Below are 14,279 nucleotides of genomic sequence, written 5' to 3' on the forward strand. Positions count from 1 at the left end.
ATGTCCAAAATTCAGCATACTGCTGTGGTAGGGGCTGGGCGAATGGGCAAAGCCATTGCTATTGCTTTTGCCTATGCCGGACTGCAAGTTAAGCTGATTGACGCTAAAGAGCGTTCAATTAATGATTTTGTACAATATCAGCAGCAAGCAGAGCAGGATATTGTACAAGAATTGCGGCTCTTAAGCCAAATCAAATTCATACAGCCTGAGCAAATTTCAGCGATTCAAGCCAATATACAAGTGATTGAAAAGTCTGCTTCGATTCAAATTTTAAAACAATGTGATTTAATTTTGGAAGGTGTGCCTGAGAAATTACAGGTGAAGCAGGATATTTTTGCTTGGCTGGATCAGCATATTTCGGCAGACTGCATAGTTGCCTCAACGACATCCACCTTTTTGGTGACAGATATTGCCAAGATGCTTTCTCATCCTGAACGGGTGGTGAATGCGCATTGGCTCAACCCCGCCTATTTAATGCCCTTAGTCGAATTAAGCCGCTCAGAACAAACGTCAGAACAAGCAGTACTGACGCTTAAATCTTTTTTGACTGAAATTGGCAAAGTCGCGGTGGTATGCAATGCCAAAGCAGGTTATATCGTTCCCAGAATTCAAGCTTTGGCGATGAATGAAGCGGCACGGATGGTCGAAGAAGGTGTCGCGTCCGCAGAGGACATTGATATTGCCATCCGCACTGGTTTTGGGCTTCGGTTTTCGGTCTTGGGATTACTTGAGTTTATTGATTGGGGCGGCGGTGATATTCTGTATTATGCATCACAGTATTTAGAGGGAGAGCTAGGCGAAAGGTATAGCGCGCCAGATATTATTAAAGAAAATATGCAAAATGGCCGAAATGGCCTAAGGGAACAGCAGGGTTTTTATCAATATGAGGGAGTGGATATTCCTGCTTATAAGCAGCAAGTGCTTCAAACATTTTTGAATAGAATTGAGGTATCAGGTTTGAAGCCAGAATTGAATATTGTTTCTTCTGGGCTTTGAAATAGAGCCAGCAATAAGCCCATTGTCACGTATGGGCTTATTGCTTGATGGCCATTTTTTCAGTTATCAGCTGGATGGCATCAGATCAAATAATTTTTTCATCTGAGCATTCAGCTGAATCAATTCCTCATCATTAAAAGCGTTTAAAATTCCTGAAAGCGTGACTTGGCTGATCTGATTAATCTGTTCTACCAGCTTTTTGCCTTTGTCTGTCAGCTTGACCATAGAAATGCGTTCGTCGAATTCAGAAGAAAAAACCTGAACAATGTCATCTTCCACCAGACGGTAAATAGCCTTGGTTGCAGTGGTTAATTTAAGTGTTGATAAGTTGGCTATTTCGGTAATGCTGGCTTGACCTAATGCATTTGTGCTTAAAATAATTTTGCGGCGCGTGTTGTCTATTCCTAGTTTTTTTATAGACTTCTCAATCAGCTGTGTGTATTTACCGTTGACTTGGGAGACCCAGAAAAAAGGGTAGCTTTGAAGACTGCTAGGTTCATTGTTAGGCAGAAAATTTTCTAAATGAGTAAGCATGGCAAAGTGATGACTTTGTGAAAATTGATAATCCATTATACAAAAATTAGAAATATTTTCTTTGCTCTCTGTTATGAAAAATACTTGACAATTACATTGCTTTTTCAGATATTAGTCTTAGTAATAAAAATACATGGAAAAGTGAATGAATATTGTCGCAAAGGATGTTCATTTAGGGTCAGGAAAACTCACCGTGATGGTGAAAGACTCTATCGATATTCAAGGTTTTCAGACGATCGCAGGCAGTAAAGCGTTAGAGGCCATTCCTGCCGCAGAGCAAAATGCTGTTGTGGTGGAGCGTATTTTGGCTGCAGATTGTCAAATTACTGCAAAAACAAATTTGCATGAATTGGCTTTCGGTATTACAGGCATTAACCGTGCTTTCGGTACAGTGCTTAACCCGAAATACCCTGCACTGATTCCTGGCGGATCATCAAGCGGTTCGGCTGCGGCTATTGCTGCCGAACTGGCAGATTTTACTTTAGGAACCGACACAGGCGGTTCGATCCGCATGCCTGCTGCCTGTTGCGGTATTTTTGGCTTAAAGCCGACTTTTGGCCGTGTGAGCCGTGAAGGCGTACATCCTGAAAACAGTTCATTGGATTGCGTCGGCCCATTTGCCAATTCAGTCAGCATGATTGAAACCGCCATGCAGATCATTGATCCGAGTTTTCATCCGGCAAAAGCGCTGGAATCAGCCCCTAAGCTTGCAGTGCTGAATGTGCAGGCGAGTGATGCAGTGAATGAATGTATTGCTGAATACCTTGCAAAAGCTGGTCTGGATTTGACACATACAGCGATTGCTTCTTTTGATGACGCATTTCATGCCGGTATGCAAATTATCAATTTTGAGAACTGGCAGGCCTATGGGGCATTAACTGAAACAGGACTTTTGGGCTCAGATGTCCATACGCGTTTGCTGAAGGCCTCAGAAACTACACGCCAGCAGGTTGCCGAAGCAGAATATGTAAAAGAAAAGTTTAGCCAAGAAGTAGATGCTTTGCTGAATCAATATGATGCATTGCTGTTGCCGACATTGCCGCAGATTCCGCCGCAAGTTGCAGATGCGGAAAATACCGTTGCATTTTTAAATTTAACAGGGCTGGTCCGTCCATTTAATTTGTCTGGGCATCCGGCAATTTCAGTACCGCTAGAGACAAAAGATGGCTTGCCTGTTGGGCTGCAGATTGTTGCCAAAAAAACTGCGGATGAACAGCTCTGTGCAATTGCAGAATTTGTCGTGAAGGCGGCGCAATAAGTTACAAGGAGTTAACAAATGAATGATTTATCTGCAAAGGATTTTGTCATGGATGATACCGCAGTGGACTTGACGGCTTTATGTCAGGAAATCCGTGCACGTGCATGTACCGGTGAATTTGATAATCAGGCCTATGTCAGTCAAGACATTATTGAAAAATTAAAAAAACTGGGTGTCTACCGAGCATTTGTGCCTAAGCGTTTTGGCGGTTCGGAAGTTTCACCGCGAGAGTTTTGCGAGCTGATTGAAAAATTATCCATGGCGGATGGCTCAGTAGGATGGGTGGCCAGCTTTGGCATGAGTCCAGCTTATTTAGGCAGCTTGCCGGAAGAAACCTTGCAGCAGCTTTATAAAGATTCCCCGGATATTGTTTTTGCAGGCGGCATTTTTCCGCCGCAGCCAGCAGAAATTACTGACGACGGCGTTGTTGTTAAAGGCCGCTGGAAGTTTTCTAGCGGATGCATGGGTGCAGATATTGTTGGTGTCGGTATTGCTCCGCAAAAGGACAATGAAGCGCAAGGCTTGCCGCGTATGGCAGTCATGCCTGCAAAAAAAGTAAAAATTGAAATGACTTGGGATACCGTCGGCTTAAAAGGAACGGGAAGCCATGATTTAGTTGTTGAAGATGTCTTGGTTCCTAAAGAGTGGACATTTGTACGCGGAGAGCCGTCTAAGCTTTCTGAACCTTTTTTTAAATATCCTTCTTTATCTCTTGCAACACAGGTCTTGACTGTAGTCGGAGTAGGTGTGGCGGCTGCGGCTTTAGAAGAGTTCAAGCAGCTTGCGCCAGGCAAAGCTTCTATTACTGGGGGTTCCGAAATTGCAAACCGCCCAGTAACGCAATACGAATTCGCGCAAGCTGAGGCAGAGTTTAAAGCGGCGCGTACCTGGTTTTATGAAACCATGGATGCCGTTTGGAGCGAAGTTGCTGCAGGCCGTACACCGACAGCGGAACAAATCAGTGATATGCGTTTGTCCTGTACTCATGCTGCCCGCGTTGCTGCCCGTGTTGCCCGAAAAATGCAAATGCTGGCAGGTATGACGGCTATTTATACCAACAATGTATTCAGCCGTTTTGTGAACGATACCAATGTGGTCACGCAGCATGCCTTCATGGGGGATGCCACGTTGCAGAATGCAGGTTTAATCAGCTTTGGCTTAAAACCGGCACCGGGCTATTTATAAGCAGATTGACTTTATACGCGGGTATTAAGAATGAATGACAAAATGGATTTGACTGCAATTATGCAGCGTTTAGCACAGCTGGAAGCGCAGGCTGCAATTCGGAACTGCATTAACCGCTACATGGAAATTTGTGATGCTCTAGATGCCAATACGGACTTGAATGAATTAATGAATTTGTTTGATGACGACAGTATTTGGGAAGGCATAGGCGAGAAATATGCGCAGTCTTTTGGTCACTTCAGCTCACGGCAGGCGATTCACGACATGTTTAAGGGTTATACCCAGAAAGATTCGCATTTTGTGATGAATGCGCATTTTGTCAGTTCAGAACAAATTTATGTTGAGGATACGCAAGCAAAAGCCTCTTGGCTGATGCTGCAAACCTCAGCATTTAGAGATGGCCGCAGCCATTTAAATGCTGCCAAACTCACCGTGACATTTAAACAGCAGCAGGACGGGTCTTGGAAAATTAAGCATTTTCAAACAGAAAATATTTTCAGCCGTCCGGTCTCTCATTGGAACAGTACAGCGGAATTGCCAGTACCGTCTCAGAAATAACTCAAGGATAAATTGAAAAGGATAATTGACATGAACAGTATCATCCCAATGCAGAATATTGATATTGACTACAATGAGCTAGTGCAATCAGACCGTGCGCATACTTCTCTTTATAAAGATGAAAAAATCTTTGAAGATGAAATGGAAAAAATCTATTACAGCAATTGGGTCTGGGTTGCGCATGCCAGCGAAATTCCAGAAGGCGGCAGCTATAAGACCATGAATATCGGCAAACAGCCGGTGGTTGCAGTACGTGACCGTAAAAAGAAAGTTCATGTGCTGCTTAACCGTTGCCGTCACCGCGCAGCAACAGTATGTGAACATAAAAAGGGAAAAACCAACAGTTTTGTATGTCCTTATCACGGCTGGAGCTATGCTTTGGACGGCAGCCTGCGCGGTGTACCGTCTCCTGAAAGCTATGGTGAATGCTTAGATAAATCTGAATTCCCTTTAGTCAGCCTGCGTGTTGAAGAATACAACGGCATGATTTTCGCCTCATTTAATCATGATGTTGAACCGTTAGCAGATTTCCTTGGCGCTGCGAAAAAATGGATTGACCTGTTCATGAAACAGGGTGCGGGCTATCCAGTGAAAGTATTGGGCGAGCACCGTTTTACGTTCCCCGGCAACTGGAAAATCCAGCTGGAAAATACCACAGATGCCTACCATTTCCCGCTGGTGCATAAATCATTCTTAAGTTCAGTCGATGAAAAAACTGAAGAATTATTCAACTTTGATAATCAGCCGGGCTATGTCGAAGATTTAGGCAATGGCCATAGTGTCATGGTGATGATTCCTGAACTGGTCGATCTTGAAGAAGAATTGATGGAACGTCCAATTCAGGAGCGTTTTGAAGATTTAGCTCAGGCATTGCGTGAAGAAGGCCATGCAGAATTGGAAGTACGCCGTATTGTGCGCGCTGTAGGCGGTTCGGGCTTTAACTTGAACTTATTTCCGAACATTGCGTGTTCAATGGCGTTCTTCCGTGTCATGCAGCCGATCTCTGTAGATAAAACAGAAATTCATCACTCAGTGATTACCATGGATGGCGGTCCGCAAATTGCCAATCAGTACCGCTTGCGTTTGCATGAGCATTTCCAAGGCCCATTTGGTTTTGGTACTCCGGATGATGCAGAAGCTTGGGAGCGTGTGCAAAAGGGTGCAGATGCCGGCAATGATTTATGGATCATGCTTAACCGCGGATTACCGGGCGAAGTAAAAACCGAAGATGGTTTAAAAAGTGACGTAAGTGCTGAAACAGGCATGCGGGCTGCATATCAGCAGTGGAAAAAGCTGATGACAGCTTAAGGAGAGAGCAATGAAAATCGATTTAAATTTACTGAATGAAGTGACTGCTTTTATTTGGGCCGAAGCGGACATGCTGGATCATTATGAGCATGAAGAATGGTTAAAGCTGTGGAATGAAACAGGCGTTTATATTATTCCGATTGATCCATCATTAACGGATTATGAAAATAATTTGAATTATGCCTATGACAATCATCACATGCGCCAATTGCGTGTGAACCGCTTAGATAACGGTGAGGCCATTTCAACATCTCCAAAAGCAAATACGGTACGCAGTGTATCCCGTGTACGTATTGTCAAAGATGAAGGCGATGAAATTGTTTTGCGCTGTGCGCAAAACCTGCGTGAATTCCGTAAAGAAAATTTGAAGCACTATACAGCGGATGTCACATTCCACTTGATCCGCGATGCTGAACAAGGTTTTAAAATTAATCGTAAAATTATTAACTTAGTTAATTCTACCGATACTTTAGCGGGTATCAGTTACATTCTTTAGGAGAAGAAAATGAAACAGGTTGTTTTAGTGACTGGTGCTGCATCGGGTTTAGGCAATGTGATTGCGGAATACTTTGCCAGCCAAGGTCATCAAGTTATTTTATCTGCAAGCACTTTGGAAAAAGCTGAAGCGGCTAAAGCGCGCAGTGAAAATGCCAATAATATGTTTCCTCTGAAGCTGGATATTTCTGTAGAAGCAGATTTTCATGCCGCTGTGCAATGGATTGAAGAGAAGTTTTCAAAACTTGATGTACTGATCAATAACGCGACGGTCACCAAAGCAACGCCAGTTTTAGAGATTACTGCGGCAGATTTTGACTGGATTACTCAAGTCAATCAGCGCGGTACATTCCAGTCCTGTCAGATTATTGGCAAATATATGGCAGATAAAGGTTATGGCCGTATTGTCAATATGGCTTCTTTAGCCGGTCAAAATGGCGGGACGGCGACAGGTGCGCATTATGCTGCGACTAAAGGCGCCATTGTGACCCTGACGAAAATTTTCGCCAAAGAGTTTGCCGCGAAAGGTGTCACCGTCAATGCGGTTGCGCCTGGCCCAATGGAATCTCCAATTGTGCGCAGTGTAGTCGCTGACGAAAAGATGGCACAGTTTATTCAGAACATTCCTGTCAAAGCCTTAGGCAGTATGGAATTTATTGCGGAAACGTGCGCGTTATTGGCAAGTCCAAATGCCAGTTTTGTGACAGGTGCAACGTGGGATATCAACGGCGGATTATTTATGCGTTGAGCCTTAGGCTTTATGCATAAAAGGGAGATTAATTATAATAAGAAAACCCTGCATCTGCAGGCTTTTCTTATTTTGTTCATGATAAATTACAGCTTCCATCCAGAATTTTATTTGGCTGAAATTAAATTACCGATAAATTGTTCTGGTTCAATTTCTGCTGTTACCATGACATGGACACCAATATTTCTGAGTTTTTCTCGTAATTGATCGCCCATTCCCGTAGTTACGAATATATCCATAGGCAGCAGTTTTTCGAGTACTTCACCAGACTGCGAAAAGGATTGCTCCTTTTCAACTTCAATAAGTTGTTTATCAGTCACTTCTCTATCTTTTAATTCATATTTCCAGAATTTCCGACATTTTCCCGCATGGGGAGTAATATGACGTCGGTTTTGTGATGTAATAACAATTACCATAAATATTTCTCCAAACCGATACGACCACTTTTTATGGTTATGTATCGGTTCATAATGATTTATAAGTTACTAATAAAAGCTATTCACAAATCTAGCTAATTGTTTTCAAGAAAGATTTTCCAATACAAACTGAGGTGACTTTATAAACAGTTTGATTAAAGCTTGCGCCGAACTTGAAGGATGCCGAACACCTCTTTCCCAACTTTCTAGCGTTCTTGGGGATATGCCAAGTTTAGATGCTAACTGTTGTTGAGAGATATTCATTTTTTTACGTGCCTTAATGATTTCCTGAGCTAATGTTAAATTAACGATATATGGGAAATCATGATTAAAATTCACATGGTGCTGTTGAAGTAGATGCATAAATACCCTCTTCTTTCTAAGGACCTAATAAGCAAGTTGAAGTAAGAATCTAAAGCTCATAGCAATGACCAATAAACTTAAGAAACCGACTAGCCATAACAATATGAACCATTGAAATTTAGATAATTTCATTAGGAATTCCTTTAATGATAACCTTCATCCCCAACACGAACTTTATCTCTAAATACCCAGTATGAAAGGGCGGTATAGACCAGTATGATTGGAATCAAGATCAGTGCCCCAATCAGTGCGAAAAGCTGGCTATTGGCAGGTGCAGCAGCATCCCAAATGGTAATTGAGGGCGGGATAATGTAAGGAAAAATACTGATACAGAATCCTGTGTAAGCCAGAAATATGAGTCCTAAGGTATATAAAAAGGGCATAGCTTGATTTTGCTTGATACATGAGCGCACCGCTAAAATGGTACAAACTAGAACAAGCAAAGGGACTGGGCTAAAATAAATCAATTGAGTGGGATTAAACCAGCGCTCAGCAATTTGTGGATGTGCGATTGGCGTATAGATACTGACAGCAATGAAAATAACCAACAAGCTAATCAAAAGCTTGGGCATTAATTTATACATATGCTTTTGTAGTACGTCATCAGTCTTCATGATGAGCCAACCACATCCCAATGCTGCATAAACGACTACAACACCCAAACCTGTAAATAATGAAAAAGGTGTTAACCAGTCAAAGCCACCACCAGCGTAGCGATTATCAACAATATCAATACCCTGAATATAAGCTCCTAAGATTACCCCTTGTAAGAAACTGGCAACAATAGAGCCCCAAATAAATGCATTATCCCAAATGTACTTTGTTCGATTGGCTTTGAAACGGAACTCAAAAGCCACGCCTCTAAAAATCAAAGCTATTACCATCAAGATGATAGGTAAATATAAGGCTGACAGAACCGCTGAATAGACAATAGGGAAAGCCGCAAAAAGACCAGCACCACCTAAAACCATCCATGTCTCATTACCATCCCAAACAGGGGCAACGGTGTTCATCATGACATCACGTTCTTGCTGATTTTTAATAAAGGGGAATAAAATCCCGATACCTAAATCAAAGCCATCAAGTACAACGTAAATAAAAACACCAACTGCAATAATGACAATCCAGATTAAAGATAAATCAATCATGAAGATGCTCCTTGATCCTGATCATCAATTTTTTCATCAATGGCGCTCAGAGGTCGCATTGGTGTTTTGAAATGGCCAACACCTCCAATTTCTTCTGGTGCGTTATGTAAAAACTCAGGTCCTTTATGCATGAGTTTGAGCATGTAATAAATGCCCACACCAAAGACAATGAAATACACGATCACAAAAATAATCAGAGTTAATCCAACCTGTTCCGCCGAAACAGGAGAAAGGGCATCTTTAGTCCTCATAACGCCATAGATAATCCATGGCTGACGTCCTACTTCTGTGGTGAACCAACCTGCGAGTAAGGCGATGAAGCCTGAAGGGCCCATCAGGATTGCAAAGCGATGAAACCACTTACTCTCATAGAGGCTGCCTTTTTTTCTGAGCCATAGGGCAGTGACTGCAAGGAAGAGCATAAGCATACCTAGCGCAACCATGATACGGAAACTCCAAAATACTATTGTTGAATTTGGGCGATCTTCAGGCGAAAAGTCTTTTAATCCTTTCACCGTCCCATTCATGGAGTGGGTCAGAATTAGGCTTCCTAAATGTGGAATTGTAATCGCATATTTCGTGCGTTCTTCTTGCATATCAGGAATACCAAATAAATATAAGGGCATCCCATGATCATGGTTCGTTTCCCAATGGCCTTCCATAGCAGCAAGTTTGGCTGGTTGATGTTTTAGGGTATTTAAACCATGGGCATCACCTATAAAAATTTGGAGGGGAGCTAAAATGAGGATTAACCAAAGTGCCATAGAAAATGATGTTTTGACTAATGCATCTCTACGGCCTTTGAGTAAGTGCCAAGCAGCAGTAGCAGCAACAAGTAGAGCTGCCACTAAAAAGGCTGCAAGTGCCATATGGAATAAGCGATAGATAAAGGACGGGTTAAAAACAATAGCAAACCAATCTTGAGGTACTACAATTCCATTTTCAATGGTGAAGCCTTGAGGTGTCTGCATCCAACTGTTTGAAGACAAAATCCAGAACATTGAAATACATGTACCGATGGCGACCATCAATGTGGCAAAAAAGTGTGCTTTTTTGCCGACTCGACCCCATCCAAAAAGCATAATGCCTAAAAATCCAGCCTCTAAGAAGAAAGCACTTAGAACTTCGTAGCTCAGTAGTGGGCCTGTTATTCCTCCTGCAAATCGAGAAAACTCACTCCAGTTTGTACCAAACTGATAGCTCATCACGACACCAGAAACGACACCCATGCCGAATGATAATGCAAATACTTTCACCCAGAATTTGAATAAATCATGATAAATAGAATCGTTTGTTCTAAGCCATCGCCATTCCAAAACAGCAAGAAAACTTGCCAGTCCAATAGAAATCGCAGGGAAAATAATATGAAATGACACCGTGAATGCAAACTGAATACGTGCTAACTCAAGTGCCGTAAATCCTAAGGTCATAGCAACTCTCCACATCCGAAGCGTGCTCTAGATTGCATATGCTCTGATATGAGTGTGCCTACACAGATACGTGCATTTTTTAATAGTAAAAACATAGCGATTAGTCTCTTCAACTAATTAAATTTTAAAACAATAAGGAATTGCCAATAAATTTAGACAGCAAAAGAGACAGGAGGGGCTCGACCTTGAGGGATCAGAAATAATTGTTTTAAAAGAAAAAAGATATGAAAGAAAGCTTCTTTAAAAGCTAATAACCGAACTTGAATTCTCACGACTACTTCTTTAACACCCATGCCTGGTAGTGGAACAACATGTGCGTAAACTACACAGTACTGACATTGATGATTTGCATCGTGATGATGGCTAGATGAAGCTTTTTGTTTGAGATATGCATGATTAAGCTTTTCAGTATCATGATTAGCTAAACCCAACTCTTGATGAGAGTGATTATGCGTAGAATGATGTGAGCTATGCTCATGGTGAGAAGTATCTAATTGAAGTGCATGGACAATAGTTTCACAGACAGGAGAAATTTGATATTTCTCTGGAAGTAAAGGCTGTAGAAAAACAGCAATCTGTAACAAGATTGCAGAGAGTGCTAGCAATCTTCCTAAAACCATGATCACTTAGATGGTCTCAATTATCCAAGTAAGGAAAATGGATTGTAGCAGAATATATATTTATTAAAAGTACATTGTATTAAATTGAAAGACTTAGATTTTTATTTAATTTTGTCTACTTAAAGTATTTTAAAAATAGATTATTTGAAATTAAGTATTTGATTTTAATATGAATTAATTCAGATTAAAATCGTGCATGATTAATTTTGCTTTTAAAAAATAATGATTAAAATTTATAAAGTAAAGTAGGTGAGAGTATTTTCCCTACATTGTAGGGGTATTTATTACACATTCGATTATTATCTAAATCTTTGTGCTTTAAGATTTTCTATTTTTTTAAATTGAATTATTTCATCAGTTTTACTCATTAGATATCTTAAAGTAATAATGATATTGTAAATTATGATTTTACAATTTATGTGTTGAATTGAGAGCTGCATTTGTCCTTGCGATAGTTGCGATGTTGTTGCAAATAACCGTTTTTATGCAACCTTTACTACCAGAGAAATTTCAATTCTCACTGGTATGCGTAACTATTTCCGATTTAAAAGCTCAGATACAAAATCAAGAACTACAGCATCAGCATGTATCATACCATCACGATGTTGATGCTATTAAATTAGAAACCGCAAAAACTGCACATCATCATCAGTTGAATCATCAATGTATGTTCTGTACTGCATATGGTCATTTGGTCGCAAATTTAGAGATTGATCTAAACCCCATTTTAGATCGTATTCAAATTCGTTTACTGTCTTTTCAGAAAGCATTTAAACATGTCTATTTTGTACTCCAGCGACTTTTTCTAACGCCTCAGGGGCGTGCACCTCCTTTATTTGCTTAGATTCCAACCTCTTATGTAAATGGAACATTGATGAAATGTTCCAATGGAAACTTATGCTTAAAAGGAATTGAAATGCCTCAATTCAAATTGAACCCTTATTTAAAAGGGAATCATTCTATTGTTTCGCCTCAAGTAACAGGGCTTAAACACAATCAAGCCTTAATTGATTTAGTACATCGTTCTGTTGTTGCACTATCAATTTGTGGTTTTGGTTTACAACTAAGCTATGCTCAAGATAGCTCAGCGCAATCTATGCAATTGCCTGTTTTAGTGATTGAAGCTCAAAAACAAAGTGCTGTTGACCCACTCCAGTTGAAACAAGTTAACTCAACGGGGAGTCGCTTAGGATTAACAGCTCAAGAAACCCCTGCAACAGTACAAACCATTACTCAAGAAGACTTACAAGAAAAAGGCTTAAGAACGGTTAAAGAGGCATTTGGCAATGTGACAGGTGCGACTGTAGGTAATGTGCCGGGTAACCCAGCTGTGCTTACGATGCGTGGTTTTTCTGGTAATGCCAACACGGTATTGCAGGATGGCGTTCGTGTGGGGGCTTCTACCTTCGTAACAAGGGATTTAGATGTTTGGAAGTATGAAAAGATTGAGGTTTTAAAAGGACCATCATCCGTACTTTTTGGTGAAGGTGCTTTAGGCGGTGCAGTTAATTTAGTCACACGAAAACCTAATTTAGAAAAGAAAACTGTGGAAGGGCTGCTTAACTATGGCAGTTTTAATATGGTAAGAGCCGCTATTGGTGGGAATCTGCCGATAGATGATGAGTTGGCTATTCGCTCTGATGTAAGTTATTTAAAATCAGATAGTCTGTATGATATTGATGATCAAGAAACGACTAAATTCGGTGCGGCAGTGAGTCTGCTGTATAAGCCTAATGATGATTTATCAATGCTGTTTTCAGCAAATTTTGATCATGACAAAGAAACTTCAAGCTATAACGGCTCACCGTTAGTTTCAGCTTCGACAGCTAAAAATCCTAGTCACATCGTAGATAATCCTTATGGTCTAGTCGTGGATAAGACAACAAGGCATAAAAATTATAATCCAGACAGTGGTGAGTTAAGTGCTGACACAACGACTCTCTCTTGGTCGACGGATTATCGCCTTTCACCATCATGGACGTTCAATAATATTGCAACGTATTACCACGCAGATCGAAAATTCTATCTATCCCCAGAACAAAATTTTGACAGCCAAACGGGGCTATTCAAACGGACAGTTCAGCGTTGGAGCCATGATCATGATGTATGGAGTAATCGCTTTAGTTTCGGTCATGATCAATTGATTGCAGGGAAGTATCGTAATCGACTAAGCGTAGGCTCTGAATACAGCTATACCGATTTTAGTAGTCCCCGACCAAGTGGAAACCTAAATGCTGTAGATCCGTATCATCCGAATGTTGGAGAGATGCCTACCAGTGATTGGGCGGGATGGACGAGTTACAATAAATTTTCAACTCAAATTAAGAATTGGTCTGTTTTTGCAGAGGATGCTTTTAACATAACGCCAGATTGGCTTGTTGTCGGTGGGGCACGCTATGAACGTCTTGATGTAGAGCGAACAATTGATAACATCCTAACCGATAGTCAGCAGCAATTTAATCCTACTTTTAACCCATTCTCTTGGCGTATAGGCAGTGTTTATAATCTAACGCCAGATACCCAACTATACGGTCAATATAGTACAGCGGTTACCCCCGTTTCTTCTTTACTTGTGATCTCGACAGCGAATGGAAGTTTTGATTTATCAAAAGGGAAATCGGCTGAACTTGGTTTTAAGTCGAGTGTATTAGACGGCAAGCTGGACATGATTGGTTCAGTTTACTGGATTGAATTAAATGATATTTTAACTCGTGATCCAAACAATATTAACTTAACTGTTCAGGGAGGACAGCAGGTATCTAAAGGCGCTGAATTTACAGCTTCTGCTGCGATTACACCGCAGTTAAAAGCGAACTTAGGTTTGGCTTGGGTTGACGCAGAATATAAGAAATTAATAGAAGCGGGTGGTGCGAATCGTTCAGGTAATCAGCCGATTAACGTTCCTGAAAAAGTTGCTAATGCCTCATTGAGTTACCAGCTAAGCAACTTGCCTATTACGGTGAGTGGATTTGCAAAATATGCGAGTGGTTTCTACACAGATACAGCGAATACATACTTCGTAGATGGTCATACCACGTTCGATGCTTCCTTAGCATATGACTTAAAAAATATGACTTTTACACTATGGGGTCGAAATCTGACCGATGAATTTTATGGTGAGTATTCCGGTTACTCCGCGAAGCAAATTTATATTGGTGCACCAAGAAGTGTTGAACTTGGCGTCACATTTAAATTTTAAGCACCAGATTTCATAACCTTA

The 14,279-nt window shown here is 41.0% G+C and carries 15 protein-coding genes; 9 read left to right on the top strand and 6 right to left on the bottom strand.

Features of this window, described 5'->3' with window-relative positions:
- Positions 1 to 996: a 3-hydroxybutyryl-CoA dehydrogenase gene (locus AZH43_RS01120; protein ID WP_067665568.1), complete on the top strand. Its 996-nt coding sequence runs from the start codon at positions 1 to 3 to the stop codon at positions 994 to 996.
- Between the two features lie 66 nt (positions 997 to 1,062).
- Here the strand turns inward: AZH43_RS01120 and AZH43_RS01125 are convergent, their stop codons facing one another.
- Positions 1,063 to 1,530, bottom strand: a complete 468-nt coding sequence (locus AZH43_RS01125) for a MarR family winged helix-turn-helix transcriptional regulator (protein ID WP_067665639.1) — start codon at positions 1,528 to 1,530, stop codon at positions 1,063 to 1,065.
- Positions 1,531 to 1,675: 145 nt separating this feature from the next.
- Here AZH43_RS01125 and AZH43_RS01130 point away from each other — a divergent pair, with 145 nt between their 5' ends.
- The 6 genes from AZH43_RS01130 to AZH43_RS01155 are packed head-to-tail and all read left to right on the top strand — an operon-like array spanning position 1,676 to position 7,082.
- Entirely contained in the window at positions 1,676 to 2,788 is a 1,113-nt protein-coding gene (locus AZH43_RS01130) for an amidase (protein WP_067665571.1), read from the top strand.
- 18 nt (positions 2,789 to 2,806) lie between these two features.
- Positions 2,807 to 3,973: an acyl-CoA dehydrogenase family protein gene (locus tag AZH43_RS01135; protein ID WP_067665574.1), complete on the top strand. Its 1,167-nt coding sequence runs from the start codon at positions 2,807 to 2,809 to the stop codon at positions 3,971 to 3,973.
- 30 nt (positions 3,974 to 4,003) lie between these two features.
- Positions 4,004 to 4,531, top strand: coding sequence for a nuclear transport factor 2 family protein (locus tag AZH43_RS01140; protein WP_067665577.1), 528 nt, complete (start codon positions 4,004 to 4,006; stop codon positions 4,529 to 4,531).
- 30 nt (positions 4,532 to 4,561) lie between these two features.
- A complete protein-coding gene (locus AZH43_RS01145; RefSeq protein WP_067665580.1) occupies positions 4,562 to 5,839 on the top strand; it encodes an aromatic ring-hydroxylating oxygenase subunit alpha in 1,278 nt (425 codons plus the stop codon).
- A gap of 10 nt (positions 5,840 to 5,849) precedes the next feature.
- Entirely contained in the window at positions 5,850 to 6,335 is a 486-nt protein-coding gene (locus AZH43_RS01150) for an aromatic-ring-hydroxylating dioxygenase subunit beta (protein ID WP_067665582.1), read from the top strand.
- A gap of 9 nt (positions 6,336 to 6,344) precedes the next feature.
- Positions 6,345 to 7,082, top strand: coding sequence for an SDR family NAD(P)-dependent oxidoreductase (locus tag AZH43_RS01155; protein WP_067665585.1), 738 nt, complete (start codon positions 6,345 to 6,347; stop codon positions 7,080 to 7,082).
- A gap of 107 nt (positions 7,083 to 7,189) precedes the next feature.
- Here the strand turns inward: AZH43_RS01155 and AZH43_RS01160 are convergent, their stop codons facing one another.
- The 5 genes from AZH43_RS01160 to AZH43_RS01175 form a co-directional block, all read right to left on the bottom strand.
- Positions 7,190 to 7,498: a NifB/NifX family molybdenum-iron cluster-binding protein gene (locus tag AZH43_RS01160; RefSeq protein WP_067665588.1), complete on the bottom strand. Its 309-nt coding sequence runs from the start codon at positions 7,496 to 7,498 to the stop codon at positions 7,190 to 7,192.
- Positions 7,499 to 7,603: 105 nt separating this feature from the next.
- Positions 7,604 to 7,861 (bottom strand): helix-turn-helix domain-containing protein, encoded by a 258-nt coding sequence (locus tag AZH43_RS17985; protein ID WP_081406743.1) that lies wholly within the window; start codon positions 7,859 to 7,861, stop codon positions 7,604 to 7,606.
- 143 nt (positions 7,862 to 8,004) lie between these two features.
- Positions 8,005 to 9,009: a cytochrome d ubiquinol oxidase subunit II gene (cydB, locus tag AZH43_RS01165; protein WP_067665592.1), complete on the bottom strand. Its 1,005-nt coding sequence runs from the start codon at positions 9,007 to 9,009 to the stop codon at positions 8,005 to 8,007.
- Positions 9,006 to 10,439 carry a cytochrome ubiquinol oxidase subunit I gene (locus AZH43_RS01170; protein ID WP_067665596.1) on the bottom strand — a complete coding sequence of 478 codons (1,434 nt, stop codon included), beginning with the start codon at positions 10,437 to 10,439 and terminating at the stop codon, positions 9,006 to 9,008. Before AZH43_RS01170 ends, cydB begins: the two co-directional genes overlap by 4 nt.
- A 152-nt stretch (positions 10,440 to 10,591) precedes the next feature.
- Positions 10,592 to 11,059, bottom strand: a complete 468-nt coding sequence (locus tag AZH43_RS01175) for a DUF2946 family protein (RefSeq protein WP_067665599.1) — start codon at positions 11,057 to 11,059, stop codon at positions 10,592 to 10,594.
- Positions 11,060 to 11,519: 460 nt separating this feature from the next.
- On the opposite strand from AZH43_RS01175, the gene AZH43_RS01180 reads away from it, so the two are divergent.
- Together AZH43_RS01180 and AZH43_RS01185 are read left to right on the top strand one after the other, a co-directional pair.
- Positions 11,520 to 11,903, top strand: a complete 384-nt coding sequence (locus tag AZH43_RS01180; protein WP_067665602.1) for a DUF2946 domain-containing protein — start codon at positions 11,520 to 11,522, stop codon at positions 11,901 to 11,903.
- 72 nt (positions 11,904 to 11,975) lie between these two features.
- Positions 11,976 to 14,258, top strand: a complete 2,283-nt coding sequence (locus tag AZH43_RS01185) for a TonB-dependent receptor (RefSeq protein WP_081406744.1) — start codon at positions 11,976 to 11,978, stop codon at positions 14,256 to 14,258.
- The last annotated feature ends 21 nt before the right edge of the window (positions 14,259 to 14,279 follow it).

The sequence above is a fragment of the Acinetobacter pragensis genome, from assembly GCF_001605895.1.
GTDB classification, from domain to species: Bacteria; Pseudomonadota; Gammaproteobacteria; order Pseudomonadales; family Moraxellaceae; genus Acinetobacter; species Acinetobacter pragensis.